This is a genomic window from Massilia violaceinigra, assembly GCF_002752675.1.
Taxonomy (GTDB): domain Bacteria; phylum Pseudomonadota; class Gammaproteobacteria; order Burkholderiales; family Burkholderiaceae_D; genus Telluria_A; species Telluria_A violaceinigra.
Genome location: NZ_CP024608.1, coordinates 4,360,516 through 4,385,333, shown reverse-complemented (window position 1 = coordinate 4,385,333; position 24,818 = coordinate 4,360,516). Strand labels below are relative to the sequence as shown.

Below are 24,818 nucleotides of genomic sequence, written 5' to 3'. Positions count from 1 at the left end.
CTGGGCGGCGTGGCTCAGAATTTCAGTTCAAGAATCGCCCGCAGCACCGTGTAGGTGGGGGACGTCACCGTCTTGGTTTGCCATAAGGTATCGCCATCATAGCTCGAGCGCTTGACATCGTCTTCATGCAAGAGGTTCGATCCGCTCAGGCGCAGTTGCATTTTGGGCTGGATTTTCCACAGCAGATAACCTTCGAGCACGCGTTTATTGGTCTCGGCGGAGGTTTCGAAGCGCGACAGGCGCACGCTGCCGTTGCGGATATAGCCGACCGTCGCGCCGGCCGAGATCGGTGCCGACTTGAAGCTGTAGTCGCCCCCCACATTGATCGACAGCGGCGCCTGGGTGCCGATCCGGTTGTCCGGCCCCGGCACCGCGTCGACCGACGACCAGGTGCGCGAGAGCGAGCCGCGCAGCTCGACCGCGGGCGCCCCGCCGACCAGCTGCGGCAGCTTGAACTTGGTCTCGAGCGTGATACCGCGCGCCAGTGCCCGCCCGCTGTTGGTGGGACGGGCCACCCAGCGTCCGTCTTCGCGCACGCTCTGGGTCAGGGTCACATCGTCGATGCGGCGCGCAAACAGGCCCACGCTGACCAGGCCATCCTGGCTCAGATAGTGTTCGTACGCCAGGTCCAATCCCAGCGCCCGTTCGGGCCGCAGGTTCGGGTTGCCGCCGCTGTCGGGCCGGGTCACCGTATTGTTCACCGACAGGGTGCGCCCCGCAATCAGGCTGTCGGCCTGCGGCATGCGCCAGGTCCGCGCCAGGCCCAGGCGCAACTGGTCGGACTTGGTGCCGGGCAGGCGCCAGACCGTCTGCAATACCGGGCTCAGCATCGCCTTGGCGTAATCGACCCGGCGGCCCAGATTGTTCTCGCTGTGCAGCGATACGCGCTCCCAGCGCAAGCCGAGGTAGAGCGCGACGCGCGCCGCGATATCCCATTCATCCTGGGCATACAGGGCATGGCGGCGGCTATCGACCCGGAAACTGTTGCCGGTCTGGTCGAGCCGCGACACCGCATCGATCACGTCGCTACGGTCGAGCTCGTCGCGATCATGCTGGACCTCGATGCCGCTGACGAAGGCATGCTTGTCCATGTAGGCGTTGCGCAGCTTGGCCGACGCGATCAGGCTGCGGTTGCGGTTGTCGCGCGCGAGATCCTGGCGGTTCAGCACGCGCTTGTGGCCGTCGACATAATCGACCCCGCTCGAGCTGTCCGAGCGAACCAGGGTCGCGCCCGCCTTCGCCTCCAGCTTGCTGGTGCTGCTCAAGGTGCTCAGCCAGGTCAGGTTGTTGCGTACCGTCAGCGAGGAACCTTCGCTGGTGTAGTCTTCGTTGGCCAGCGCCGTCGGCGGCCCCTGCACGAACGTGGTGCGTCCGTAGCCTGCGCTGTCGTAGACGATGCCGGCAAGGTAGCTTTGCCAGGTCAGGGAATTGTCGCCACCGAGTTTTTTGGTGATGCGCGGGGCGATGTTCCAGTTCCAGCCGCGGTCCTCGTTGTACTGCTCCAGGTGACGCAGGATGGGCCCGTCCTCGCCGCTGCCGTCGGTGCGGGTCAGGAAGGGCTCGTCGGCGCTCATGCGGCGCGCCGACGCCGTCACCAGCCACGCCAGCGACTCATCCTGGTCACCGTAGGTGGCGGAAACCTGGGGCTTGGTGCGGTCGTTGTCGTGAAACACGCCGGCGCGCAGCTGCAGCTGGCGCTTGCCGCTGCTGCGCTTGAGGATGATATTGATGGTTCCCGCGATGGCCTGGGTTCCCATCTCGACCGTGGGCACCGTCATGATCTCGATGCGTTCGACCACATCGGGAGAAAGATTGTCGAGCAAAAAATTGGGCGGGGCCGGATCGCCGTTGAGCAGGATGCGCACATAGCCGCTGCCCAGTCCGCGCATGCTCAGTTCGCCACCTTTGCGTCCCGGAACGCCGCTGACGACGATCCCCGGCTGGCGCCGCAGCACGTCGAGCACGCTGCCATCGCCATAGCGCACCAGGTCGGCCGTGCCGAGGACCTGGCGGAACGTACTGGACTGGCGGCGGTCATCGTTGCGGCTGGCGGCAATTTCCACCTGCGGCACAGGGTTGGGCGCGACGCTGACCGGAGCGGCAGGCGCGACGCTGACCGGAGCGGCAGGCTCGACGCTGACCGGAGTGGCAGGCGCGACGGTGGCGGACGGCGCCGGCGCGGCGGGCGCGGCCGGGGCGTCTTGCGCCTGTGCCTCGCTGCACAGCACCATGGCCGCCAGCACGGGTGCGCTGAGGAATTGAGAAAACTTAATGATCGTCATGGCAAGTCAGGTAAGAGGGTAAAAAGGCGGGACCGGGCGCGCACGCCGTCCGCGCCTGCTATTGGATGGACACCGTCTCGAGCAGGTGGTCGACGATGGCGCGGGCGACATGCTCGCCGTACAGGCTCCGCCCCAGGTCGCGCCATGCGCCGCTGCGCCCCTGTTCCAGGCAGTGCAGCACGGCGCGGTACACCAGCTCGGCGCTGTCGGGCGGAATCAGCAGATTGCTGCGGGTGTCGAGGATGGTTTCCGGACGGTCGGTCGAATAGCGGCACGTCATGCAGGGCACGCCGAGGATATTGGCCTCTTCCTGCAAACCGCCGCTGTCGGTGTAGATGGCCAGGCAGGCCGGCGAACGCAGGAACGCGATCACGTCCACGTACGAGGGCCACAAAGGGTGGCACTGCACGCCGCCGCGTTCGAGCCGCTGGCGGAACTGCTGCTCGGGATGGCGCTCCTGGGCAAAGTTGAACTGGTTGGTCAGGATGAAGATGACCGGCAGGCCCTGCCCGGCCAGCCAGCACAGCGCATCGACCACGCTGTTCAGGCGCGCCGGCGACATGTTCTCGCGCCGGTGCAGGTCGACCCGCAGCCAGCGCTTGCCGGCCAGTCCCGGATACAGGCGCTCGAGCTGATCGCTCCCGCCCTGCGCGCCTGCCAGGCGCACCGCGTCGGCGCTGAGCGAACCGCTCATGCGGATGGCCGCCTGCGCGTAACCCTCGCGCAGCAGGCTGTCGCGGTTGCGGCCCACCGGCGCGAGCAGCAGCGAGGAGGCGACCGAGGTCAGGCGTGAATCGAGCGCTTCGGGAAATGGCTCGTCCGGCTCCATGCGCCATGGCAGTTCCGCCTGCGCGAGCACGGCCTCGTGCGAGACCGGCTGGCCCGGCGCGAACGGCGACAGGCTGCGCAAGCCGGCTTCGACGTGGATCGAACGGATGCCGGTTTGCAGATACCAGAACACGGGAAAGGTGCCCGAGGTCGAGGTATCGCCCGACACCACGGGGATGAAGCGGGTCGTTTCCGACTGCTCCTGCAGGTAGCCGTGCAGCCGCTCGACCTGGGCGGCCAGGGCGGCGGTGCGGCCCAGCATCGTGCCGCGGATATCGAGGAACACGTCGATCTCGCTCAGATAGCCGAACTCCTGGGCCGCGCCGGTCAGCACCACGTCGTAGTGCTGACCGGCGTCGATCATCAGGGCCGGCACCGCGCGCTCGCGCAACTCCTTCACCAGCGAGGCCAGCTTGATGTAGCAGGGTTTGGTGGCGATCACCAGCAGGTACACCGGCTGGCCCAGCTCGCGCGCCTGCGCGACGATCTGCTGCAGGCGGGAGGGATCGTGAATCTTCATCGTGGTTCCGTGGGTGAATTGGTGCGTGCCGGCGGCGCGCGCTGCGGCATGAGTGCCTCGGCCACGATCTCGTAGGAGCGCAGGCGCGCGCCGATATCGTGGACTTCGGTATTGATCAGGAGTTCGTCGGGCGCGCAGCGCGCGATGATGGCGCCCAGGCCGGCGCGCAGCGCGGCATGGTCGCCCTCGATGCTCGCGCCCAGGGCCAGCTCGAGCGCCTGCCGCTCGGCCGCGTCCGGGCCATCGGTGTCGAATGCGGCGGGCGCCTGCAGCGGCAGCGGCCGCGCGCGCATCACGCCCAGCACCCGGCGCCGGCGCGAGGTGGCCAGCCAGGCGGCTTCGGCGGCGCTGTCGGCGCCGATCAAGTTGATGCTCATCATCGCATACGGCGCGGGGTGGACGGCCGAGGGCCGGAAGGCGCTGCGGTAGGCGGCCAGCGAGGGCGCCGCGTCATCCTTGAGGTGGCCGGCATACGCGAACGGCAAGCCGCGCTCGCCGGCGAACGCGGCCGCGGCCGGACTGCCGCCGAGAATGTAGAGCGGCAGCGCCAGGCCCGCGCCGGGCACGGCGCGCACGCCGGCAGCCGGATCGGCTTCCTCGAAATATGCGCTCAGCTCGCCGAGCATGGCGCTGAACGGGCGCGGCTCGCCGCCGCGCTTGAGGCGCGTGGCGGCCACCGGATCGGCGCCGGCGCTGCGCCCCACGCCCAAGTCGATACGGCCCGGATAGAGCGATTCGAGCGTGCCGAACTGTTCGGCGACCATCAGCGGCGCGTGGTTGGGCAGCATGATTCCGCCCGCGCCGACGCGGATGGTGCTGGTGCCCTCGGCCACATAGCCCATCAGCACACTGGTGGCGGCGCTGGCGAACGAGGCGGCGTTGTGGTGTTCGGCCAGCCAGTAGCGCCGGAATCCCAGGGCTTCGGCCCGTTGCGCCAGGCGCCGCGTGTTGCGCAGCGCCTGGCCCAGCGAATGGCCGACCGTGATCGGAACCAGGTCCAGCACCGACAAGGCCGGACCGTCGTACTGGGTATCGTTGATTGCAATATCGTTCATCGGAAAGACTCCATGACGGCCGGGTTCACGCCGGCTGTGCGGCGCGGTAGCTAAAGGCCGCCACATCCTGCGCGTAGCTGCCCTCGAACTGGCCTGCGTCGTACAGCCGCATGCAGATGTGCTGATTGCGCTGGTTGTTGGCGCCCGGACTGTCGCCGATGAAAAAACGCTGCTCATCGCCATGACTCAGATGCACGCCCTCGCCCAGCCCGGCCGCCGGGCGTCCCAGCGCCAGGCCGAGCCGCACATGGACGTCGACGTCTTCCCAGCCCCAGCCCACCAGCAGCGAATTGAAGCCGCCGATGGCGAGCAGGTCGGCGCGGCGCAGGAACATGATGCCGGGGCACGAGCGCGCACCGTCGTCGAAATAATGACGCTTGGTTTCGACGCGGGCGCGGCGCCCGTCGCCCAGGACGATGTCGAAGCTGTTGGCATACTCGGCAATCTGGCCGCGCTTGCCCGGCGGCGGCACCGACTCCCTGACCTTGCCCAGGGTCAGCCAGCCACCGGCGTGCGCCTCGGCGATGGCCCGCTCGACGTCGAAATCGGTGAGGATCACATCGGCGTCGAGCAGCAGCAGATACGGGGCACGCGCCACGTGCGCACCGAGATTGAGGGCGCGCGACTTGTTGAAACCGTCCGCCGCCACTTCCAGCAGGCGCACCGGCGCGTTCTCGAACGGCGCGAGCAATGCCTCCAGCGCGGCCGGATCGCCACCGTAATTGACGATGACGATCTCGGCGTCCCAGGCTGCGACCAGGTCCAGGTTGGCGGCCAGGGTGGTGCCCAGCTCGGCGCGGTTGCGCCAGGCGATGACGATGGAAACGCGCGGCGTCATGCGCACCCCGCGGCGCCGTTGCGGGTGATCAGCATGCCAAGCGCGAGCATCTGGTCGAGATCGTGCAAGGTGGCCCCGGTCGCATCCAGCAATGCCGCCGCCGGCAACGGCGCTGCGCTGCGCGCGAGCACCTCGCGCTGCAGCGGCGTGGCGTGGTAAGCGGCCGGCCAGGCGGGATTGTCCAGCACGATGGCGCCGTCGGCGCGCGCGGTGTGCGGCGCATACGCCTGCAGCACGCAGCCGGGGCCGGCGGTCGGCGTGATGCGGCTGGTGTAGTCCAGGATCGAGGCGGCGAAGTCGGACAAGGGCTCGCCGGCGGGCGTCAGATGGCGGTCGTAGGCACGCATGTCGGGGACCGCGCGCAGTTGCAGCGCACGGCGGCTGGAGCGGTCCCAGTTGGCGGCGGTGCGCCGCACGATGTCTTGCAGCACGGCCATGCAGTGCGCGCGCGAATAGCTTTCCTCGGCGTGGCGGCGCGCGTTGGCGCCCATGCTTCTGGCATGGGCCTGGTCGCCCAGCAGCGCCTCCAGGCCATGCAGCAGCGCCGAGCGGTCTTCGCGCAGGCCGCCCAGGCTCAGCCATGAGGGCGCGAGATAGCCGGTGACGCCGTCGATCACGGTATCTTTCAGGCCGCCGTAGGCGCAGCCGACCACGGGAACCCCGCTGGCCATGGCTTCGACCGGGGCGTAGCCGAAGTTTTCATCGATCGAATTGGTCGGATGCAGCAGCACGTCGAAGGCGCGGTAGGCGGTGGCCAGTTCGGCGTCGGCCAGCGAGGCGGGCAGATAGCTCACCACCTCGTCCAGGCCGTACTCGCCGATGAGGGTCCTGAGCTGGCCCGAATAAGCGGTCTCGCTAAAGCGCAGTACCGGGTAGTCGATCCAGAAATTACCGATGATCACGACCCGGATGGCCCGCCCGGGATGGCGCTGCACCAGCTCGCGCACCACGTCGAGCGCGCCGTGAACATTTTTTTGCGGCAGCAGCCGGGCCACGATGCCGATGCAGAAATGCTGCTCGGTCAAACCGAGCTGCGCGCGCGCCGCGTCACGTCCTTGCGGCGTAAACAGATCGGTATCTGCCGGCAAGGGCAATAATTCCAGCGCCGGCGTGGCATCGCCCAGCATGTTGCGGATGACCTCGGCGTCGGAACTGCAATTGACGATCAAGCCATCTTGTGAGTTGAGCGTTGGCAAGCGCTCAAGCAGGAACTTGCGGCTGAGCACACATCCTCCGTGCATGCCGAACAGGCAGGGAAAGTCGCGCTCGCCGCGCGCCAGGTCCCAGCCGGCATTACCGGAAAAGTTCAGGAGCACACTGACGCCGTTCGGCATGGCGCTGGCCTCGTCGACCTCCAGCAGTTCCGGGGTGAGCGCGGCCAGGGCGTCGCGATAGAACTGCGCGGTACGCGTGACGCTGGGCCATTTGTGGGCCGACAGGCCGGCGGCGGCAAGCGTAAGCGGGGGAAACAGGTGCAAAATTGATTCCTCAATGGATTCGATGGCAGGGGGAGCCGGCCGCCGCCGCACGGCGCGGCGTGCGGCGGGGCTGTACGGCGGGGCTGTACGGCGGGGCCGAACGGCGGGGCCGTACGACGGACCTTAGTGCGCCGCCGCGCTCGCGTCCAGGCGGCTGCGCTGGATGCCGTGCACCGGATTGTGCAACTCGGCCGAGACGATTGGACTCATGAAGGCGACAAATTCCTGCATCGACTTGGAAATGTCGACCGGCCCGGTCGCCGGGTCGTGATACAGCCGGATTTTCGCCTCGCTGCGGTCGGCGCGGCGCAAGCCGTGCACCTCAATGCCAGGAAACTTTTCCTGGAGCGCCGGAATGGACGCGGCCACCGCATCCATCAGCGGCACCAGGTCCGGGTTTTCGAAGTGCAGTTCGACGCCCACGCGGTCCGCATAGTCGAGGAACTCGAAATGCATCTGGCGCGGCCAGCCGTCCGGATGGAGGCGCCGGAAATGGTCGAAGCCGCCGTACAGGTCCATCCCGGTCGAATTACCTTGGGCAAATTCATCAAGCACCGACTGGAAGAAGGGACGCACCTTGGCCGAATGCTGGGCGCGATTGTACAGCGCGTCCACCGGGGCCGCCGGCAGTTCGGCGAGCGTGCCGTCACTGGTATCGAAGTTAGCCCAATACCCGGTCAGCGCCGCGCGCGAGGCGCTGTCCTGATCCGTTTCGGCTTCATGCAGGTTGGCGTACAGCGAGATGGCGCGCCGGAAATGGCCCATCGGCAGGAACGCGGCGGTGGGGGCGAACCGGGTCATCGAACGCTGCACGCAACCATTGAAGTGATTGAGCAGATGGTGGATGGCGCTGCGGTGGACGTCGCTGACCTGGTAGCCCATGCGCATGGCAAGCGCCGCCAGCTCGATCACATGGCCGGCCGAGTACACGTGGTTCTCCAGCAATGCGCCGATCAGCATGGCCTTGCGCAGGGCGGGAATGCTGCTCTCGTCCATCGTCAGGGTACCGGCGGCGACCGCCTCGAGCTGGGCGACCAGCAGCGACAGGGTCAGCATGACTTCGAGCTGGCCGTCGAGGAATTTCTGTGCGACCGGCCGGTAGCGCGCGAAGGCCGGATAGGTGGCGGCGATGGCGCACAAGCCTTCGGTCAGATGGAACTTGCGGCAGACATAGAACGGTCCGAAATGGTGGGCCTTGACCGCCTCGTCCATCATGGCGCCCAAGGTCAGCGGCTTGCCGTTGAATTCGAAGGTGAGCGTGTCGGGCAGGCCGAGCGCGGCGTGCGCGTACATCAGGTGCCCCAGATCGTCCATGGCCGAGGTGCGGATGACGGTCGAATGCTGCGCGATCTCGCGCAGGGTGAACGGCAAGGCGCCAACCTTGGCCTCGGGGTCGATCCCGGCCATCATGGTGTAGGCAAAGGTTTGCCACGGATGGAAGTCGCCCTCCGGGTGGCACTGGTAAATATACGGCTTGCCGGACGGGTCCTGGTGGACGAAGGAAGCCACCCGGTCGAGCAGCGGCGTGCCGTTCACGGTCGCATTGCCCCAGCCGACGAAAACGTGGCCGAGATACGGAAGGCTGTCGCGCGCGACGATTCCCTGTACCGGCTTGGCCAGGAAATCGACCAGCGCGCCTTCGACCTGCCTGGACCGGCCGGCATCGAATTGCACCGGGGCGCCCCGTAACCAGTCCTTATGCGCGGCAAGAGAGTCTTCCAGCTCATCGCTCAATTCGAGGGGCCACCAATAACGGGTTTCGGTCATCTGTAATCTTTCAAGTAACTTCTTTGTATTCGGATAAAACATGGCAATATCTGACGGCACTTACCCAGGCCGTCAGCGCCGGCAGGCGCGGCGATTACTCCCAGCCGTTGTCGCTGTCGTCGTCTTTCGGCTCCGGGCAGCACCCCTGGCTGCAGCAGCCTTCGATAACGGTGGCGTCCCAGTCGCGTACCTTGACCAGTTTTTCGCTCAAGGTGGCGCCGCCCGCCACATTGGCGACGGCTTCACGGCTCAATTCGGCAATAATTTTCTTCATGCTTTTCTCCACTATATTATTGATGACCTGACAAAATCACACGCATTGCCTTCCCGCTGAGGAAATGAGCATGCCAATGCGCGCCAGGCAGATAGGCTTTCGGTTAAACGCGGTTGCGAAGCGCATGGTCGAAGCGCGGCGCATGGCGCGCCGTGCATCGGGCGGTCGTGCCGGATAACACTGCCTCATCTGCCCGACCGCCCGCCTTCAGAATGGCGAAGCACCCGGATAATCAGCGCCGCGCTCACGCATCAGGAAACTACCTGATTACAGCCAAGGGTTCGAGCCCTCGCCAGGCTGCTCTTCGTTCTTGCAGCACTTCTGCGTGCAGCAGCCTTCGATGACGCTGGCATCCCAGTCGCGCACATTGACCAGTTTTTCGGTCAGGGTTGCGCCGCCGGCGACACCAACGACTTCGTCGCGGTTCAATTCAGCGATAATTTTTTCCATGTTTTACTCCGGGTTTGATTGATAACATGGTCCATACCATGTATCGCATTCAGGTTTTATGGACGAGAATGCCAATGCATTCTAAACAGTTTTAACTTTCAGTCAAGTTTTCCTGATCTGCAATATTCGGTTATCAGGGCCACCCCGTGCGGCCTTTACCGAAGTGCATGTTTTTAGTCCAAGCGCCCAGATAAACCGGGGAAAAACCGGTCATCCGAGCGGGATGCGAGCGCTGCCACGACCCGGGCGATATTGCCGCTTGCGCGCCTGACTGAAGGCGCATCGGCGTGGCCGTAACGGGATTCCCGGACAGGCAGCGCCCGCATCACCTTACGCCGACGGGAACATTATTCCCAACCAGCAGTATCGCTCACCGGGTTGTTGCAGCAGTCCTGCGAGCAGCAGCCTTCGATGACGCTGGCATCCCAGTCGCGCACCTTGACCAGTTTCTCGTTCAGCGTTGCGCCGCCGGCCACACCAGCGGCTTCGTCGCGATTCAGTTCAGCGATGATTTTTTTCATGCTTATTCCTTTAAAAGATTGATAACATGACCGTTGCCATGCACCGCACGCTCGCGTTGAGGATGCCAGTGCATTCTAGGCAGTTTTTACCACGCGTCAAGTTTTAATCTTTGCCAAGAAATGCGGCTTGTTGCATGAGCGCGGGTTCCGTCCCCGCCCCGCCGGCGCGCTTCAAGCAAGCGCCGCCTGCAGGGTGCCATCGGCAACGTCGGCGCCGACCTGCCAGGCCGTGCTGCCCGCCTCGTCGAAGCGGCAGCGGCTCACCTGCCCGCCCATGTCCGCCAAGGCCCGGCCCACCATCGCGCGCCGCCCGGCCGGCGCGAGAAACATCATGAAGCCGCCGCCGCCCGCGCCCGACACCTTGCCGGCGAGTGCGCCGGCCTGCAGCGCGGCCGCATACATGGCGTCGATGTGGGTATTCGACACCGAACGGGCCAGTTTCTTCTTGTTTTCCCAGCCGGTTTGCATGGAGGCCACGATGCCTTGCATGTCGCCGGCCAGCAGGCAATGCCGCATCGACGCCGCCTCCAGCTTGAGCGCGTGGGTCGCTTCCAGCGCGGCGCTGGCACCCTGGCGAATGTTCTCGCTCTGGTCGTTGATGATCTGCGCCGAGGCGCGCGACATGCCGGTGTAGCACAGGATCAGCGACGATGCCAGTTCGCGCGTGAGCGCCGCCGGCACGTCCAGCGGCGCAATCTGGGCTGCGCCGCCGGAGGGGAAGGTCATGAAATTGAAACCGCCGTAGGCGGCGGCGAACTGGTCCTGGCGCCCGCCCTGCAAGCCGCACACCACACGCTCGATATGAAAAGCCAGGTCCGCGATCTCGTGCGCGCCCAGGTTCAGCGAAAGGTAGACCGAGAAGGCATGGATCATCGCCACCACCATGGTCGAGGACGATCCGAGGCCGGAACCGGCAGGCGCGTCCGAGCGCGTGCTGAACGTGAGCGCGAGCGGCTTGCCGCCGTGATAGCGCTCGATCATATGGCGATACACGGCCTGGTGCAGCACCAGCGCCGGCACGGCCTGGGCCGGCTCGGACCCGGCCAGGCGCATGCTGCATCCCTGGTCGAGCGAGCGCAGCAGGCAGACATTGTCCTCGCCCGGCGCCAGTTCCGCATACGCGTAGCGGGCAATGGTCGCATTGACCACCTGTCCGCCGTAGATGTCGCAATACGGGGAAACGTCGGTGCCGCCACCGGCCAGGCCCAGGCGCAGGGGCGCGCGCGCGCGCACGGTCGCGGGCCGGCTCATGGACGCAGGAAGCGTTGCAGCCAGCGTTCACGCTCCCACAGCACGTGCGAGACCGATTCGCCGGCGCGCACCACGTGCTCTTCGTCCGGCAGGGTCACCAGCCGCGCCACGGCGCCCATGCTGTTCAGGGCCTGGAACAGGCGTTCGCTTTGCTGCGGCATGGTGCCGGGATTGCTGTCGGCCTGGCCGTGGATCATCAGCAGGGGGGCGGCGATCTTGTCCGCATGGTGAAACGGCGACATGGCCTGGTACACCTGGGGTGCCTGCCACAGGGTGCGCTTTTCGAACTGGAAACCGAACGGCGTCAGGCTGCGGTTATAGGCGCCCGATTCGGCAATGCCGGCGGCGAACAGCCTGGTATGGGCAAGCAGGTTGGCGACCGTGAAGGCGCCGTAACTGTGGCCGCCGATGGCGATGCGCTTGCGCTCCGCCACCCCGAGACGCACCAGCTCGTCGACCGCCGCCTCGGCCGAGGCGGTGAGCTGGGCCAGGTAAGCATCGTTGGCCGCGCCACCCTCCCCGGCCACGATCGGCATGCTCGGGTTGTCCAGCACGGCATAACCGAGACGCACCAGCGCCAGCGGACTGAGCGGATCGATGTCGGCATAGCGATGGGAGGAATCGCGCACCTCGGCCGCAGCCGAGCGCGACTGGAAGTCGCGCGGGTACACCCACATCAGCACCCCGACCGGGCCATCGCGCCCTGGCTGGTAGCCCGGCGGCAGGTACAGTTTGCCGCTCAGCGCCACCCCGTCGGCGCGCTGGTAGCGCAGCACCCGCACCTCGACCGACTTCATCCACGCGAACGGACTGGGCACGGCGGTCAGCGCGTGTGGCGGCGCGCCATCCTCGCGTACGAACAGGTTGGGCGGCTCGTCCTGGCTCTCGCGCTGGGTCACGAAGCGCCGCCCATCGCGGTCGAGCATGACCAGGACCCGTTCGTAATACGGCGCCTGGGCACGCCACAAGGTGGTCGTTTCACCATCGTCCAGGCGGTAGCGGTTCAGCTGCGGACGGTCGCCCTCCTCGCTCGCGCCGGCGCTCGCATAGAACAGCGATGCGCCATCGGTGCTGGTAAGCAGGACGCGCTCGCCATTGTCGAGCGCGCGCTTCATCGGGCGCCCGGGATCGCCGTAGCGGTCTTCGATTTTCCTGCGAAACATCAGCGCCGGCGCCGCATCGGGCTGCTGCGGGCGGATGCGCCAGGTGCGCCGCTCGCCCTGCTGGAACCAGGTCTCGGTCAGCACCGCCAGCGCGCCGCTGCCCCAGGCCACATCGTTGATGCGGCCCTTCACGCGCGCCAGCACCAGCGCCGGCTGGCGCCATGGGGCGCGTTGCTCGTACAGCACGTCGCGCCATTCGGCCTGCGTGCGCGGATCGCCGCCGTCGCCAGCCTCGAGCCAGTGCAAGGCCGCGGCGGCGTCGGCGCGCCAGCCGAATTCGCGCGGTCCCGGCTCGACGGCATCACGGTCCTGGGCCGGACGATCGTTCAGCGCATTGTCGTGCAGTACCTTGATCAATTTCCCGCGCCGGTCCCACAGTTCGGTCCTGCGTGCCCAGCGCAACACGGACACGGCGGGCGCAAACGGTGCCTGCAAGCGGCTGGCCAGAATGTAATTGCCGTCGGGCGAAGGCGCTGCCGCCAGCAGCCGGTCCGCGGTGCCGATCAGGGTCAGTTTTCCCGACACATCGACGCTGGCGAGCTGGCGCTGCAAGTACCAGCCGAGCATCTCGGCGGCGCGACCCGGGGGCAGCGGATCGGCGATGGCGCTGACCTGTACCGGCTTGCCGGCGACGCTTTCCTGGACCGCCGGGGCCGCAACTGGCGCAGCGGCCGGCGCTGGCCTGGCACCCTCGGGGGCCAGGCTGACCAGCAGCGTGCGCGAGCCGGCCATCCAGCTGAAACCATTGCTCAGGACAGTGTTCAGCGGCCGCTCCAGCAAGCGCCGGGCGCGCGCCGCCGCGACATCGACCAGCCACAACTGGACCCGGCCCTCGTGCCACAGCGATAGCGCGATCCAGCGCTCATCGGGCGAAAACTCCAGATGCGCGATGCGCGCCCGTGGAGGCAGCCCCAAGACCGGGCGCTGCCGCCCATCGGCGACGTTGAGCAGGTTCAGCTCATGGCCGAATGCGGGCTGGGCGCCGGCGCAATGCAAGGTATCGATGGTCAGGCCGGACAGCTTGATGCTGCCCTTGGGCAGATCCTGCAGAGCCGGACGGGCGGGGCGTTCGAGGAGCGCGACCGTGCGCCGCTGCGGACCGCCGATGGCCGCGGGAGGGCGCGGCGCGTCGACGATGGCTTGCAAGGGTGCGCTGGGTTGCTGGTAGCCCGTCAGCGTGGCGCCGGCGGCGCTCGCATCGTCAGGCACGGGCAGGAGAAGGATACCGACGCACAGGTAAAGAAACAATTTCATTGTCGAACGTCATTCATGATAGTCGCCTCTGCCCGACAATAAGGCGCTTGCCTGCGCCGTCAATCAGCGCCAATGAAATCATCGTTCATATTGTTAATAATGTCAATTTTCAAATATTGCATGTGAAGCATGGCTAGCGCCGCCCGTGCCGATCCGCGACAGGCGCAGCCCCGCATGCGGCGAAACGGCATCGATACAACCGGACGCACGAAAGTATCTGGAGGGGACGACGACCGGCGCGCCTGTTCAACGCCCGCCGTGGCCGCGTCAGCGTTTTCTCGTCAGGTACTGGTAAATGAAGACGCACACGAAGAACACCACGCCGATGGCCGCTCCGATTTCCGGCGCCAGGCTGGAGTCGAACGGGTCGCCGTACTTGCGCCACAGCGCGGCAATCATCACGCCGCACACATAGCCGCCGGCGGCGCTGAACGCGCCGCCGAACACGACCAGCAGGGCCGGCAGCATCGTCAGGCCGGCGAGCAGCACGCTGGTGGGCACGCGGCGCCGGGAAGGGGGAGTCTGGTCTTCTTCTGTCATGGAGCAATCCTTGAAAATACCGATATCATACCGGCAGCATGGCGCAAAACCCAGTTGCGGGCCACCAGATTGACGCCTCACGTCGTTCACGCAATGTCCTCTCGTGCGCGAGGTACATTGCTATAATAATCGTCCGCGGTTTCCAACCCTGCCGCATCGTTTATGAATGGAAGATCTCGCATGCGCATTCAAAGCCGCAACAATGTCAAGGTGTGCGGGCGCGGCCCGGTGACACTGGTGTTCGCTCACGGCTTCGGCTGCGACCAATCCATGTGGCGCTTCCTCGTGCCCTCGTTTGTAGAGCGGTACCGCATCGTGTCATTCGACTCCGTCGGCAGCGGCGCATCCGACCCGGCCGCTTACGACCGCAGCAAGTACAACACCTTGCACGGCTACGCCGACGACCTGATCGAGGTCGTTACCGAGTTCGGTTCCGGTCCGGTCGTCTTCGTCGGTCATTCGGTCGCGGCCATGGTCGGCGTGCTGGCAACCATCAAGGCGCCCGAGCTGTTCGCCGCCCAGGTCATGGTCAGTCCATCGCCCTCGTACATCAACGATGGCGACTACGTCGGCGGCTTTTCGCGCGAGGATATCGATGAACTGCTCCAGACCTTGCAGGACAACTATCTCGGCTGGTCGAGCAATATGGCCCCGGCCATCATGGGCGCGCCCGGCCAGCCCGAACTGGGCGAGGAACTGACCAACAGCTTCTGCCGCAACGACCCGGACATCGCCGCCCATTTCGCGCGCGTCACCTTCCTGTCCGACCACCGCGCGGATTTGCCGAAGTCGTCCACCCCGGCGCTCATTCTCCAGTGTACCGACGACATGATCGCGCCCGTGGCCGTGGGCGAATACATGCACCGCACCCTGCCGTCGAGCGTGCTGTCGCTGATCGACAATATCGGGCATTGCCCGCACATGAGCGCGCCCAGCGCCAGCACGGATGCGATCACGGCGTTCCTGGCCAAGGCGCTGGCCTGACGCCGATGCTTGAGCGCACCCTCCCCTCGCCGGAGGAAGCCTTTGCCCAAGCGGCGTGCGGGCTGATGCTCACTGACGTTGCCGGCAACATCCTGCGCACCAACCAGACGCTGGCGGCCTGGCTCGGGTTCACCGATGCGGAAATGACGGCCGGCATGCGCCTGCAGGACTTGCTCAGTGTCGGTGGCCGCCTGTTTCACCAGACGCACTGCGCGCCGCTGCTGCAACTGCAGGGATCGGTAAGCGAGGTCCAGGTCGATCTGGTCCGCAAGGACCGCAGCCGGGTTCCCGCCCTGCTCAATATCGCCAGGCGCCGCGCGGGCGACGGCCTGGTCGATCAGGTGGCGGTCTTCATTGCCAACGACCGCCGCGCGTACGAGCGGGAACTGCTGCGCGCGCGCACCGCCGCCGAAACCGCGCTGGCGGCGCAGATGGGGGCCGAAGCCCGGCTGCGCCAGGCCAACGAACAATTGTCGCTGGCCGACCGCCGCAAGGATGAATTCCTGGCGACCCTGGCGCATGAGCTGAGGAACCCGCTGGCCCCGATGCGCAGCGGCGTCGACTTGCTCAAGATGCAGTTGCCGGAGAACGCGCCGCAGCGCCGCATGGTGGACATGTTCGACCGCCAGCTGCGCCAGATGTCCCATCTGGTCGACGACCTGATGGAAGTGTCGCGCATCAGCCAGGGCAAGCTGGTCTTGCGCACCGAGCCGGTTTGCCTGGCCGCCATCATCCAGGGCGCCGTGGGCGACATGCATGCCCAGATCGCGGCCGCCCGCCATGCGCTGAGCGTCACTTTGCCGGCGCAAGCGCTGACGGCGCAGGGCGACCCGACCAGGCTGACGCAGATGCTGGTCAACCTGTTGACCAACGCCTGCAAATACACGCCGGCCGGCGGGCGCATTGCACTGGAGATGCGCGATGAAGACGGCGCAGCCGTCATTTCGATCAGCGACAGCGGCATCGGCATCCCGCGCGAGGCGCTGGAAAGCGTGTTCGAGATGTTCTCGCAACTGGAACCCGCACTGCAGCGCGCGCACGGCGGCCTGGGCATTGGCCTGGCGCTGGTCAAGGGCTTGGTCGAGCTGCATGGCGGCACCATCGGCGCCGCCAGCGAGGGACCGGGGCAAGGCAGCACGTTCACGGTCCGCCTGCCGCTCGTGGAGCAGGCAATGGCCGCGCCGCGTACGCCAGCGGCGCCGCGCGCCGGCGCGCCGCTGCGGGTGCTGCTGGTGGACGACAACCGCGACGCCGCGCAGATGCTCCAGGCCATGCTCGACCTGAGCGGCTATCCGACCGCCGTCGCTTTTTGCGGGGAGGACGCCACCGCCTGCCTGCAGGCGCATGAGGCACAGGCATGCATCATGGATATCGGCCTTCCCGATATCGACGGTTACGAGCTGGCGCGCCGGATTCGCGCGATGCCGCTGGCCACGCAACCGGTCCTGATCGCCCTGACCGGCTGGGGCCAGCCAGCCGATATCGACGCCGCCCTGGCCGCCGGTTTCGATCATCATCTGGCCAAGCCGGTCGAGTTCGCGACATTGCAGCACCTGCTGGCCGGCGTGGCGCCGCTCTGACATCCGCGCCGGCGCAATTCAAGCCGGCATCAGCCAGGCTGACACCGGAATCGCAATCGCCGCTCCCAGGCCGATACCGGCCAGCACATCGCTGGGATAGTGATGCGCCGCGATCAGGCGGCACAGCGCCAGCAGCGCCAGCGCGCCGACGGCGATGGGGATGGCGGCAGGCGCCGCATGGGCAATCGGCACCAGCGCGGTGGTCAGCGTCATGCAGTGTCCGCTCGGGAAGGAATACTTGTCCAGCACTTTGGTGAGCGACTGCAGCGTCGGGTCCCGGTCGAACGGACGCAGGCGCGCCACGCGCCGCTTGAGCGTCCGGTAAAACAGGTGCCCGATCAAGGTCGACAGCAGCGCCGCCTGCAGCACGGCGACCGGATTGCGGATCTGCGAGAAAAAGATGGCGGCGGCCAGCGGCGCATACACCCACCCGTTACCTAGCAGATTGATGATGTTCGTTGTAAAGCGGACGATGCGGTAGCGCGCAAGCGGCGCGATGCGTTGTACAATAATTAACTCCAGCCGCCCTGCCCGCACCAGGGTGCAGCGCCAGCGGCCGGCAGGCTCCAGCACGATTGTTTCCGAAGTTTGCGATTGCTTGGATCGACGAAAAGGAAGAGACATTTTGATGCATCCTCACAAAGAAATGGAACTGCCAGACGCCCCCGGGAACGCCTCATCCGACCCCGCCAGCCGGGTCTACAGCCAGCGCTTCCACATCGCCCTCGACGGCAATGGCGCCAACGGCCTGGAAGGCATGGCCGGCGTGTGCCTGTTTCTGTTCGATCAGGTGTCGCAACGCTACGCGTACAAGATTCGTTACTACGACGGCATCGCCGCCGGCCATGCGGTGTCGGTCAACCCGTCCGGCACCATCGGTTTCCTGGGCAACGCCGGCCAGCACCTGCTGTTCTACGACGCCCGCACGCTCGACGAGGTCGGGCGCGTCTCGACCCTGCGCTACGAATGCCCGCCCTCCTCGCTGCAGGGATCGACCCATCTGGTATGGATGTCGGACAAGGAATTCATCACCGTGATCGGTGCCCATTTCTACCGCTTTTCCATCGATGCGCTGGAGCACGGCGAACGCCTGTGCGCGCACCGGCTCAAGCTGCCGCACGGCATGAAGCGCAGCGCCTCGGGCCGCTACATCGTGTACGGCTCGATGGACAGCCCGCACGACGGCCGCCGTGGCGAAGCCTGCCACGTCGCCATCCTGGACCTCGAATCGATGGCGGTGCGCGTGGTCGATTTGCCGGCCACCTGCTGGCACGTGGCCGCGCATCCGGCCGAGGACCGGTTTTACGGCGTCTCGTTCCGGGTGCTGCCGCAGGATCATGTCGATTATCACGAGTGGGCCATGGCCTTTCTGAAAGAATATGCCTTTGAAATCGATGCGGCCAGCGGCCAGGTGCTGCGCCACTGGGCGGCCGGGCGCGAGATCCCGGCGCACATCAATTCCGATGTCTGCCTGTCCGATAGCGAGCTGATTTTCTGCAACGGCGGCAGCCAGAACGTGATCGCCATCGACCTGGCCACCTTCGCCAGCTACCGCCAGTTGGTCGACGAACGTCCTGACGCCGCGGCGCAGCTGAACCGGCCGCGCGAGGTGGGCTCCCAGGTCGCCGACGTTTTCACGCGTGGCAATTTCTTTTCAAACAGCCAGCACTTCCTCGGCGCGCTGCAAGTGTCCCGCAAGTCCTTGCTCGATTCCATTTATGGCTGCCAGCTGTCGGCCGGCCAGTCGCTGCTGTTCACGGCCAACCGTGGACTGAACCACATCACGATCTACGACTACCCTACCGGAACCTTGCGCCTGCGCGTTGAGATGCCGCCGCTGCAGACGTATTTTTCGTGGATGTCGCCGCTGGCCGATCCGCGCCTGGGCTTCCACCACGCCTGGCTGCTAGGGTGACGCCGGCGGCGCCAGGGTCTGGCCCGGCGCTGGCGCACCGCTGAACTCGGCGGCGGCATTGATGGCCTTGGACAAATTGCGAGGGATCAGGGTCGAGACGATGTTCTCGACCAGGCTCAGAATCGCCGGTTCGAACGCGGCCGGCAGACGGTTCAGGAATCCCGGCTTGAGCGTGAAGCTGCCGTCGAAGGTTACGCGGGTGCCGCGTCCGGCCATGGCCGGCTCGTAGCGCGTGCTGCCTCGGCATTCGATGTGCTCGGGCAGTACCGACGGGGTGATGGCCCATTCGCAGACGTGCGCGGCGTCGTCCCACTGCGCGCGGTCGACCCAGGAAATGAGCTCGCCCCCCAGCGCCCCGCGCAGCATCGCCGGAATGGTTTGCCGGGCTTGCCAGCGGTTCACCAGCAGCAGGCGGCCATCGCTGCCGGTGCTGCGTTCGAGCTGCACGATGGAATCGAGATCGTCCAGCTGTACCGCCAGCTCGGCCAGGTGATCGCGCATCACCAGCCAGATCTGGTCGACCGGACGCTTGACCATGGTAAAGCTATGAAAAGGTGTCATTGCAGCTCCTCGGTGGATGGCATGCCGGCGCGCGCACGGTGCGCGTCGTCGGCCAGGGTCATCGAGGTGCGCACTTCGCGGCTGATGTGCGGGCTCGACGCCAGCCAGGCGCAAGCCTCGGCCAGCGCGGCGCGGGCCGGCATGGGCGCGTAGCCGAGCTGCGCGACCCTGGCGTGCGAATACCAGTAATAGCGGCCGATCATGCGCGCCTGCTCGCGGCTGGTCAGCGGGGCGCGCCCTTGCAAGCGGGCCCGCACTTCCTCGTATGAGGCGGCCAGATAGGCCGCCGTGTGATTGACTTCCAGGCGCGGGCTGTCGACGCCGCACAGGGCGGCAATGGCGGCATGGATCGCATTCCATTCCAGGTTCCCGGACCCGAGGATATAGCTCTCCCCCGGCGTGCCGCGCGTGGCGATCAGCCAGTGGCCGTGCGCTACATCGCGCACCGACACGATATTGCAGCCGCCCGGATAGGTCAGGCGCAGCGGATCGTTGAGGTAGGCCACGATGACGCCATTCGACGGTCCCAGCACGGTCGCGTGCGGGCCGACCGACATGGTCGGGCAGGCCAGCAGAATCTCGACACCGCGTTCGCGGCCGAGGGCGATGGCCAGCCGGTCCTGCTTGGTTTTCGACTGAATGTACGGCGGCTCGACAAAGCCGTCGTCCGGGCCGCCGTGCTCGTCGCGTACCACTGGGGCCGTCGACGAACCGAACACGACGGACGACGAGGTGATCACCACGCGCCCCACCCCGGCCAGCGCGGCCGCCTCGATCATGTTGCTGGTGCCGGTCAGGGCTGTACGGTCGAGTTCTGCCGCGCTGATGCCGCTGTAGGCGAAGCGCGCCGCCGCATGAAACACCACGTCGCAGCCGGCGCACAAGGCGGCCAGAGTGGCGGGGGTATCGAAAATGTCGCCCTCGACATGCTCCAGCGCCAGGCCGTGCAAGGCGCGCCTGTCGCTGCCTGCGCGCGTCATGGCGCGCACCTCGCACTCGCGCAGCAGCAGTTCGCGGCACAGATTAGCGCCGATCAGGCCGTTCGCTCCCGTCACCAGTGCGCGCATATGCCCTCCCCTCAGGTGCGCGGCCAGAGCGCTTGCACGCTCTTGCCGAGATCGCGGGCGACAGCCTCGCCATAGCCCTGCCAGAAGCTGCCCACCCATGCGGTGAGCGCGTTCTCCGGCGCCGATGCGGCGGCGGGCGCGTCAAAATGGGCAAAGCCATCGTTGTCGATGCGTGCCTTGCCTGGCGCCGCCCCGGGCTGCAGCACGCCCTCGAACAGGGCGGCGGCATGGTCGCCCAGTTTGGTTGCCAGCTCGGCCAGCGCGTCCACCGGGCGCGGCGCGCTGTCGTGCGGCGTGGACGGGACATGCCGGGCCATGCCGATGGCAATCTCGCGCCCTTCCAGCAAGGCTTCGAAATTGGAAAAGGTGCGGGCGAAAAAGGTGGCGTAAGCGTGCTCGGTCAGGCGGTCCTTCAGCTCCTGATAGCGCTCGAGCTGCAAGCTTTCCAGCAAAGGCGGCAGGGCAAACAGCTGGCGCCCGAAAATGCTCACGCGGGTGCCGCCGCCGGTCGCCGAGAAAGTGATGATGCCGTCGTCGAACACTGCCGACGCGTTCTCGGAATGCACCGTTTTCCAATACATGCGCTGCTCGTCATCGCCATAGTGCACGCTCTCGATCTTGGAAACGTCGATTTCCTTGCCGCCCCACCAGGCGACATAATTCGGCTGCGGCAGGTAGGCGTTGCGTTCGGCCTGATGCAGCGGCCTGCCCTGCGCGTCGCGCGTGAGCGCGCGCAGTTCGCCGCCGATGTAATCGTTCATGTACTCGATCGAACGGGCGATGTCGACGCGGCTGGCAAACTCGGCCAGCGGCACCGGAAACTCGCGCTGGTATTCGAACAGCACCGCCTGCTCGATGCGGCGCCAGCGCAGCGGCTTGGCGACGTCAGGCGGCGTGGCCAGCCAGCCGCGCAATTCGTCGAGCTCGCGCTCCATGGCGAGGAAATCGGCATCGCTGCAAGCGAGCGTGTTGGCGGAGATGCGCGCCTCCTTGCGCAGGAGCTGGTCCTTGGCGCCGCCGATGCGCGCCGCTTCCACCGCCGCCGCCCACGCCCCCAGGGCCCAGTTGGCGTAGACCAGCAGCGCCCTGGCGGACGGATCGTCGTCCAGGCGCCCCAGGCGCGGCGCGATGGCCTGGTTGCATTTGACGTCGAGCGGATGCTTGAAGGGGAACAAGGCGGTATCGACCTGCTGCAGCCACGGCGCGCTCAGGCGCAGCAAGGTGGGCGAGCGCTGGCGCTGGCGCGTGGCATCGACCAGCATGGGATCGGGCAACAGAAAGCCGGGAAACGGGGCCAGCGAGCCGACCAGACCCGACAGGGAGGGACGGCCCAGGCGCGCGATGAGTGCGGCGATCAGCGGCGAACTGGCGGGATCGGCGCCCATCTTGATGGCGGTGGCGCAGTCGACCGCCAGTACATCGTTGCCGGCGATGATGGCGTGGGTCGCCAGCGCACGCGGCGCCTGCAATCCGCCCGAGCCGTGGGCCGCGCCGCAGGCGTCGACGATGGCGATGTGCGGCGCGCTGGTCTCCAGCAATGGCAGCAGGGCCAGCCAGGGATCGGTGCGCAGCCGGTAATGGTCATCCTTGTCGGCCAGCGGCAGCGCGTACAGCAAGGTATTCATGCACAGCGCCACGTTATCGTGCTGGTCGGTCCGGCACTTGGCGAAAACGATGCGCATGCCGGCGTCGGTCCAGGCGCGCGACAGGCGCCCGGCCCACTGGTCGTAGCCGGCGCCTGGCGGAGAGTCGGGCAGCTGTTCGGACAGGTCGATGACATCGTACGGCGTGCCGCTGCCGGTCACGTACTGGTAGCCGAGCAAGTCCGCAAGCACGGCAACGTCGCGGTTGCCGAGCCAGGTGCTGGCGCTGTCGGCGCTGGAGGCGATGGCGAGGCTGCTCCAGCCATCGGCGGCGAGCAGGTCGAGCAGCGCTTCGACCAGCTCGCGGCGCACCACTACCGGACTGTCGGACGCGAACGCGGCCAGGTCGAGCAGAACGATGGCACTGTTCCTGTTCGCGTCCGGCCCGGCTGGCAGGCAGCCCGCCTGCCGCAGCGCCAGGCGCAGCAGCTCGACCGGGCTGGCGGCGGCATCGTCGGCAACGGCGAGCGCCGGCACAGCGGGGACCGGGACGCGATTGTTTGCCATCGGAGCGTTACTTTTTCCGGGCGGTCGCAGCCGCTGCCGGTACATCACCATCCGGCGCGACCCCGGCCGCCGGCAGCGGCTGGCCGACGCCAACCAGCGCATAGGCCCAGTTCAAATACGCGGTGCCGAAGCGGATGGTGTCGTCCACGGCGCCCATCGCGCCGCGCAGCGCCAGCTCCACGCCGGTTTTTGCCACATCGCCGGCGCCCACGCTGCCGCTGCCGAAATCGAGCAGGGCTTGACCATATTCGACGGCGGAACGCCCGTAGCGGTTGGCGGAAATCTGCAGTGACGTTTTTGCGGCATTCTTAATTTCATCAAGAGCGACGGCCATGATGCTCTCCAATATCAAAAGGGCGACCTGATGGAAGTGAAGTGTTAATTCGGCGCAATAGGCATGCACTGCTTACATGCTATCGGAAATAAGGCAGCCCAATCGCAAGCGATTGATGTCGATGAACAAGCGTTGATCTATGTCAAAATCAGCGTCTTTTCGCGGTCAGGCAAGCTGCGCATAGCCACACGCACGCACTTCGTCAGCGAGCGCGCCGATGCGGGCGTAGTCGTCGTCGCCGCACTGCGCGAAGGAGCGGATCGACAGAGCCGCCATCAGGCTGGCGAGTTCCGCCGACGGCGTCAGCAGAGCGCTTTGCAGGCACTGGCGTACGGCGTGCGGCACGGCGGCCCCGGTCACGAAGGGCAAGGCGGGCGCTGGCGCCGAATGGCACAGGATCGTCAACCCGTCCAGGCTGGACGGCGCTTCCCGGCGCAGATAGCCGAGCGTCACGCAATCGATGGCCGCCAGGTCGGCCTCGCCGGCCTGCACCAGCGACAGGCTGGCGCGATGGCTGCCCGACCACTTGAGCGCGCTAAAAAACCGCCCGCCGCGCGCCAGCGGCGCCACCGCATGGCGCAGCGCGTTCATGCCGCTGTGGGAATCGATGTCATTGGCCGCGGCGACGCAGCCGCGCGCGTCGGCCAGCGCGCCGATGGCGCCGTTGGCGCGCACCACGATGGCGCTCGAATAATCGCTCCCCTCGCAACCGGAAAACGCATACACGGGCGTGGCGACCAACCCGACATGAGCACGCAGCCCGGTGACGTACGGATAGCCGCAAGTCTGGCTGAGCAGCATGTCGGGGCGTTTCCAGAAGTGCGGCAATACGGGCGCGCGTTCGAGTTCGACGGCGTCGCGGAAGCCATCCGCGCGCAGCACGTCGACCAGCGCCGCGAACAGGGCTTCATACCCTGCCCTGACGCCGGCCGACACGTTATACATGGGGAAAGCGGCGCTCCACGTCATGGACTGACTCCGGCATATGAGGATGAACTGGCGCGTCGACCGGCGTCACGCCGAAGCGGCGCATCAGTTCGCCGTACCCGCGCACGTAAAACCCGCCGCTGCGGGCGATATAGGCATCGCGCCGCGCGTGATACACCCGTCCCAGCAGATACCAGGGCAGCGACGGGAAATCGTGGTGCACCAGATGAAAGTTATTGTTCAAGAATAACAGGCGGAAGACAAATCCCGCTTCATTGAGCACGATGCGCTGCTTATGCTCTTCGGCCGGGCGATGCTCGTAAAACGAGCGGATCATCACCAGCGACTGGGCCGGATAGGAAATCGCCAGCACATAATAAAGTGCCGACACGCCGAACACCGCATCCACCGACCACAGCATGGCCGCGAGCATGCCCAGATGGCGCAGCCACATCGGCACGTTGCTCCAGTTCCCCTGCAGCGGCTCGCGCACCGCTTGCGCCCACGCACCGGCAATCGCGATGGCCGGCCCCACCAGCATCCGTCCCCAGAACGTCTTGTTCAACCACAGCAGCGCCTGCACCGGCTTGCCCAGGCCGGCCCAGGTGGCCGGCGACACGTAATAGCTTTCGGTATCGAGCGCCGGCATGGTCAGGTGGAAATCGACGTGATGGCGCAGATGGCTCTCCCGATACAGGCGGTACGGATACCACACGGCCAGCGGCAAGGTGCCTAACACGCGGTTGAGCGCGGGCCAGCGGGTGGGATGGCCATGGATCAATTCATGCTGAAGCGACATGTACCACGCGCACCACCAGACCATCAGCCCGGTGGCGGCGGGGGCACCCAGCTCACGCCAGAACGCCAGCGTGGCCAGCCAGCCGCCGTGGATGACGACAATCAGCAGCCAGGTGGGCCACTCCGCCCACCACAGCCGGCGCGCGCGTTCGCCGCGGATTTGTCCCTGCTGCGCCGCATCCATGTAGTTCGAGGGCGTCTGCCGTGCCAGTCGTGATTGCATAAGTCATCCTTGGTTGCTCACACTGGAATTGTGGGTGGCTGCGGCAGGTCAGATGTTG

22 protein-coding genes are annotated in these 24,818 nt (G+C 66.5%); 3 read left to right on the top strand and 19 right to left on the bottom strand.

What is annotated here, in order from left to right; all coding sequences use genetic code 11:
* Positions 1–14: 14 nt before the first annotated feature.
* The 12 genes from CR152_RS19375 to CR152_RS19320 all read right to left on the bottom strand — a co-directional run bounded on the left by CR152_RS19375 (position 15) and on the right by CR152_RS19320 (position 14,221).
* Entirely contained in the window at positions 15–2,282 is a 2,268-nt protein-coding gene (locus CR152_RS19375; RefSeq protein ID WP_099877312.1) for a TonB-dependent receptor plug domain-containing protein, read from the bottom strand.
* 58 nt (positions 2,283–2,340) lie between these two features.
* Entirely contained in the window at positions 2,341–3,630 is a 1,290-nt protein-coding gene (locus CR152_RS19370) for a UDP-N-acetylglucosamine 2-epimerase (RefSeq protein ID WP_099877309.1), read from the bottom strand.
* Complete coding sequence (locus CR152_RS19365; RefSeq protein ID WP_099877307.1) at positions 3,627–4,685, bottom strand: LLM class flavin-dependent oxidoreductase; 1,059 nt, start codon at positions 4,683–4,685, stop codon at positions 3,627–3,629. The genes CR152_RS19370 and CR152_RS19365 overlap by 4 nt, the downstream gene beginning before the upstream one ends.
* 25 nt (positions 4,686–4,710) lie before the next feature.
* Positions 4,711–5,523, bottom strand: a complete 813-nt coding sequence (locus CR152_RS33665) for a glycosyltransferase family 2 protein (protein ID WP_167399924.1) — start codon at positions 5,521–5,523, stop codon at positions 4,711–4,713.
* Complete coding sequence (locus CR152_RS19350) at positions 5,520–7,001, bottom strand: glycosyltransferase family 4 protein (protein ID WP_099877304.1); 1,482 nt, start codon at positions 6,999–7,001, stop codon at positions 5,520–5,522. The genes CR152_RS33665 and CR152_RS19350 overlap by 4 nt, the downstream gene beginning before the upstream one ends.
* 123 nt (positions 7,002–7,124) lie before the next feature.
* Entirely contained in the window at positions 7,125–8,768 is a 1,644-nt protein-coding gene (locus CR152_RS19345) for a hypothetical protein (RefSeq protein WP_099877300.1), read from the bottom strand.
* A gap of 94 nt (positions 8,769–8,862) precedes the next feature.
* Positions 8,863–9,042, bottom strand: a complete 180-nt coding sequence (locus CR152_RS19340; RefSeq protein WP_099877298.1) for a hypothetical protein — start codon at positions 9,040–9,042, stop codon at positions 8,863–8,865.
* A gap of 267 nt (positions 9,043–9,309) precedes the next feature.
* A complete protein-coding gene (locus CR152_RS19335) occupies positions 9,310–9,492 on the bottom strand; it encodes a hypothetical protein (RefSeq protein WP_099877295.1) in 183 nt (60 codons plus the stop codon).
* A gap of 347 nt (positions 9,493–9,839) precedes the next feature.
* The gene (locus CR152_RS33110) at positions 9,840–10,013 is read right to left on the bottom strand and encodes a hypothetical protein (protein ID WP_157778607.1); all 174 of its coding nucleotides are present in this window, start codon (positions 10,011–10,013) and stop codon (positions 9,840–9,842) included.
* Between the two features lie 171 nt (positions 10,014–10,184).
* Positions 10,185–11,264, bottom strand: coding sequence for a GHMP family kinase ATP-binding protein (locus CR152_RS19330; protein ID WP_099877293.1), 1,080 nt, complete (start codon positions 11,262–11,264; stop codon positions 10,185–10,187).
* Complete coding sequence (locus CR152_RS19325; RefSeq protein ID WP_099877290.1) at positions 11,261–13,681, bottom strand: alpha/beta hydrolase family protein; 2,421 nt, start codon at positions 13,679–13,681, stop codon at positions 11,261–11,263. The genes CR152_RS19330 and CR152_RS19325 overlap by 4 nt, the downstream gene beginning before the upstream one ends.
* 267 nt (positions 13,682–13,948) lie before the next feature.
* A complete protein-coding gene (locus CR152_RS19320; RefSeq protein WP_157778606.1) occupies positions 13,949–14,221 on the bottom strand; it encodes a hypothetical protein in 273 nt (90 codons plus the stop codon).
* A 180-nt stretch (positions 14,222–14,401) separates the two neighbouring features.
* Between CR152_RS19320 and CR152_RS19315 the strand changes: the two genes are divergently transcribed.
* Together CR152_RS19315 and CR152_RS19310 are read left to right on the top strand one after the other, a co-directional pair.
* The gene (locus CR152_RS19315; RefSeq protein WP_099877284.1) at positions 14,402–15,205 is read left to right on the top strand and encodes an alpha/beta fold hydrolase; all 804 of its coding nucleotides are present in this window, start codon (positions 14,402–14,404) and stop codon (positions 15,203–15,205) included.
* 5 nt (positions 15,206–15,210) lie between these two features.
* On the top strand, positions 15,211–16,785 hold the full coding sequence (locus CR152_RS19310; protein WP_099877281.1) for a hybrid sensor histidine kinase/response regulator: 1,575 nt from the start codon (positions 15,211–15,213) through the stop codon (positions 16,783–16,785).
* A gap of 18 nt (positions 16,786–16,803) precedes the next feature.
* Here CR152_RS19310 and CR152_RS19305 read toward each other — a convergent pair whose 3' ends face one another.
* Complete coding sequence (locus CR152_RS19305; protein WP_157778605.1) at positions 16,804–17,358, bottom strand: phosphatase PAP2 family protein; 555 nt, start codon at positions 17,356–17,358, stop codon at positions 16,804–16,806.
* Positions 17,359–17,410: 52 nt separating this feature from the next.
* Here CR152_RS19305 and CR152_RS19300 point away from each other — a divergent pair, with 52 nt between their 5' ends.
* Complete coding sequence (locus tag CR152_RS19300; RefSeq protein ID WP_208640151.1) at positions 17,411–18,700, top strand: hypothetical protein; 1,290 nt, start codon at positions 17,411–17,413, stop codon at positions 18,698–18,700.
* Here the strand turns inward: CR152_RS19300 and CR152_RS19295 are convergent.
* The 6 genes from CR152_RS19295 to CR152_RS19270 form a co-directional block, all read right to left on the bottom strand.
* Complete coding sequence (locus CR152_RS19295) at positions 18,692–19,261, bottom strand: SRPBCC family protein (RefSeq protein ID WP_157778604.1); 570 nt, start codon at positions 19,259–19,261, stop codon at positions 18,692–18,694. The two genes, CR152_RS19300 and CR152_RS19295, sit on opposite strands and share 9 nt — an antisense overlap.
* Entirely contained in the window at positions 19,258–20,328 is a 1,071-nt protein-coding gene (locus CR152_RS19290; RefSeq protein ID WP_157778603.1) for an NAD-dependent epimerase/dehydratase family protein, read from the bottom strand. Before CR152_RS19290 ends, CR152_RS19295 begins: the two co-directional genes overlap by 4 nt.
* 11 nt (positions 20,329–20,339) lie before the next feature.
* Positions 20,340–22,478, bottom strand: coding sequence for a DUF362 domain-containing protein (locus CR152_RS19285; protein ID WP_167399923.1), 2,139 nt, complete (start codon positions 22,476–22,478; stop codon positions 20,340–20,342).
* A gap of 7 nt (positions 22,479–22,485) precedes the next feature.
* Positions 22,486–22,881, bottom strand: coding sequence for a hypothetical protein (locus CR152_RS19280; protein ID WP_157778601.1), 396 nt, complete (start codon positions 22,879–22,881; stop codon positions 22,486–22,488).
* A gap of 96 nt (positions 22,882–22,977) precedes the next feature.
* The gene (locus CR152_RS19275; protein ID WP_229413452.1) at positions 22,978–23,781 is read right to left on the bottom strand and encodes a phosphate/phosphite/phosphonate ABC transporter substrate-binding protein; all 804 of its coding nucleotides are present in this window, start codon (positions 23,779–23,781) and stop codon (positions 22,978–22,980) included.
* Entirely contained in the window at positions 23,750–24,760 is a 1,011-nt protein-coding gene (locus CR152_RS19270) for a fatty acid desaturase (protein WP_099877259.1), read from the bottom strand. Before CR152_RS19270 ends, CR152_RS19275 begins: the two co-directional genes overlap by 32 nt.
* Between the last annotated feature and the right edge of the window lie 58 nt (positions 24,761–24,818).

Coding starts and splice junctions, on each gene's coding strand:
- CR152_RS19330 (WP_099877293.1), bottom strand. CDS start 11,264: ATGAGCCGGCCCGCGACCGTGCGCGCGCGCGCGCCCCTGCGCCTGGGC.
- CR152_RS19325 (WP_099877290.1), bottom strand. CDS start 13,681: ATGAAATTGTTTCTTTACCTGTGCGTCGGTATCCTTCTCCTGCCCGTG.
- CR152_RS19345 (WP_099877300.1), bottom strand. CDS start 8,768: ATGACCGAAACCCGTTATTGGTGGCCCCTCGAATTGAGCGATGAGCTG.
- CR152_RS33110 (WP_157778607.1), bottom strand. CDS start 10,013: ATGAAAAAAATCATCGCTGAACTGAATCGCGACGAAGCCGCTGGTGTG.
- CR152_RS19275 (WP_229413452.1), bottom strand. CDS start 23,781: ATGACGTGGAGCGCCGCTTTCCCCATGTATAACGTGTCGGCCGGCGTC.
- CR152_RS19310 (WP_099877281.1), top strand. CDS start 15,211: ATGCTTGAGCGCACCCTCCCCTCGCCGGAGGAAGCCTTTGCCCAAGCG.
- CR152_RS19340 (WP_099877298.1), bottom strand. CDS start 9,042: ATGAAGAAAATTATTGCCGAATTGAGCCGTGAAGCCGTCGCCAATGTG.
- CR152_RS19335 (WP_099877295.1), bottom strand. CDS start 9,492: ATGGAAAAAATTATCGCTGAATTGAACCGCGACGAAGTCGTTGGTGTC.
- CR152_RS19365 (WP_099877307.1), bottom strand. CDS start 4,685: ATGAACGATATTGCAATCAACGATACCCAGTACGACGGTCCGGCCTTG.
- CR152_RS19285 (WP_167399923.1), bottom strand. CDS start 22,478: ATGGCAAACAATCGCGTCCCGGTCCCCGCTGTGCCGGCGCTCGCCGTT.
- CR152_RS19290 (WP_157778603.1), bottom strand. CDS start 20,328: ATGCGCGCACTGGTGACGGGAGCGAACGGCCTGATCGGCGCTAATCTG.
- CR152_RS19320 (WP_157778606.1), bottom strand. CDS start 14,221: ATGACAGAAGAAGACCAGACTCCCCCTTCCCGGCGCCGCGTGCCCACC.
- CR152_RS19315 (WP_099877284.1), top strand. CDS start 14,402: ATGCGCATTCAAAGCCGCAACAATGTCAAGGTGTGCGGGCGCGGCCCG.
- CR152_RS19295 (WP_157778604.1), bottom strand. CDS start 19,261: ATGACACCTTTTCATAGCTTTACCATGGTCAAGCGTCCGGTCGACCAG.
- CR152_RS33665 (WP_167399924.1), bottom strand. CDS start 5,523: ATGACGCCGCGCGTTTCCATCGTCATCGCCTGGCGCAACCGCGCCGAG.
- CR152_RS19370 (WP_099877309.1), bottom strand. CDS start 3,630: ATGAAGATTCACGATCCCTCCCGCCTGCAGCAGATCGTCGCGCAGGCG.
- CR152_RS19270 (WP_099877259.1), bottom strand. CDS start 24,760: ATGCAATCACGACTGGCACGGCAGACGCCCTCGAACTACATGGATGCG.
- CR152_RS19375 (WP_099877312.1), bottom strand. CDS start 2,282: ATGACGATCATTAAGTTTTCTCAATTCCTCAGCGCACCCGTGCTGGCG.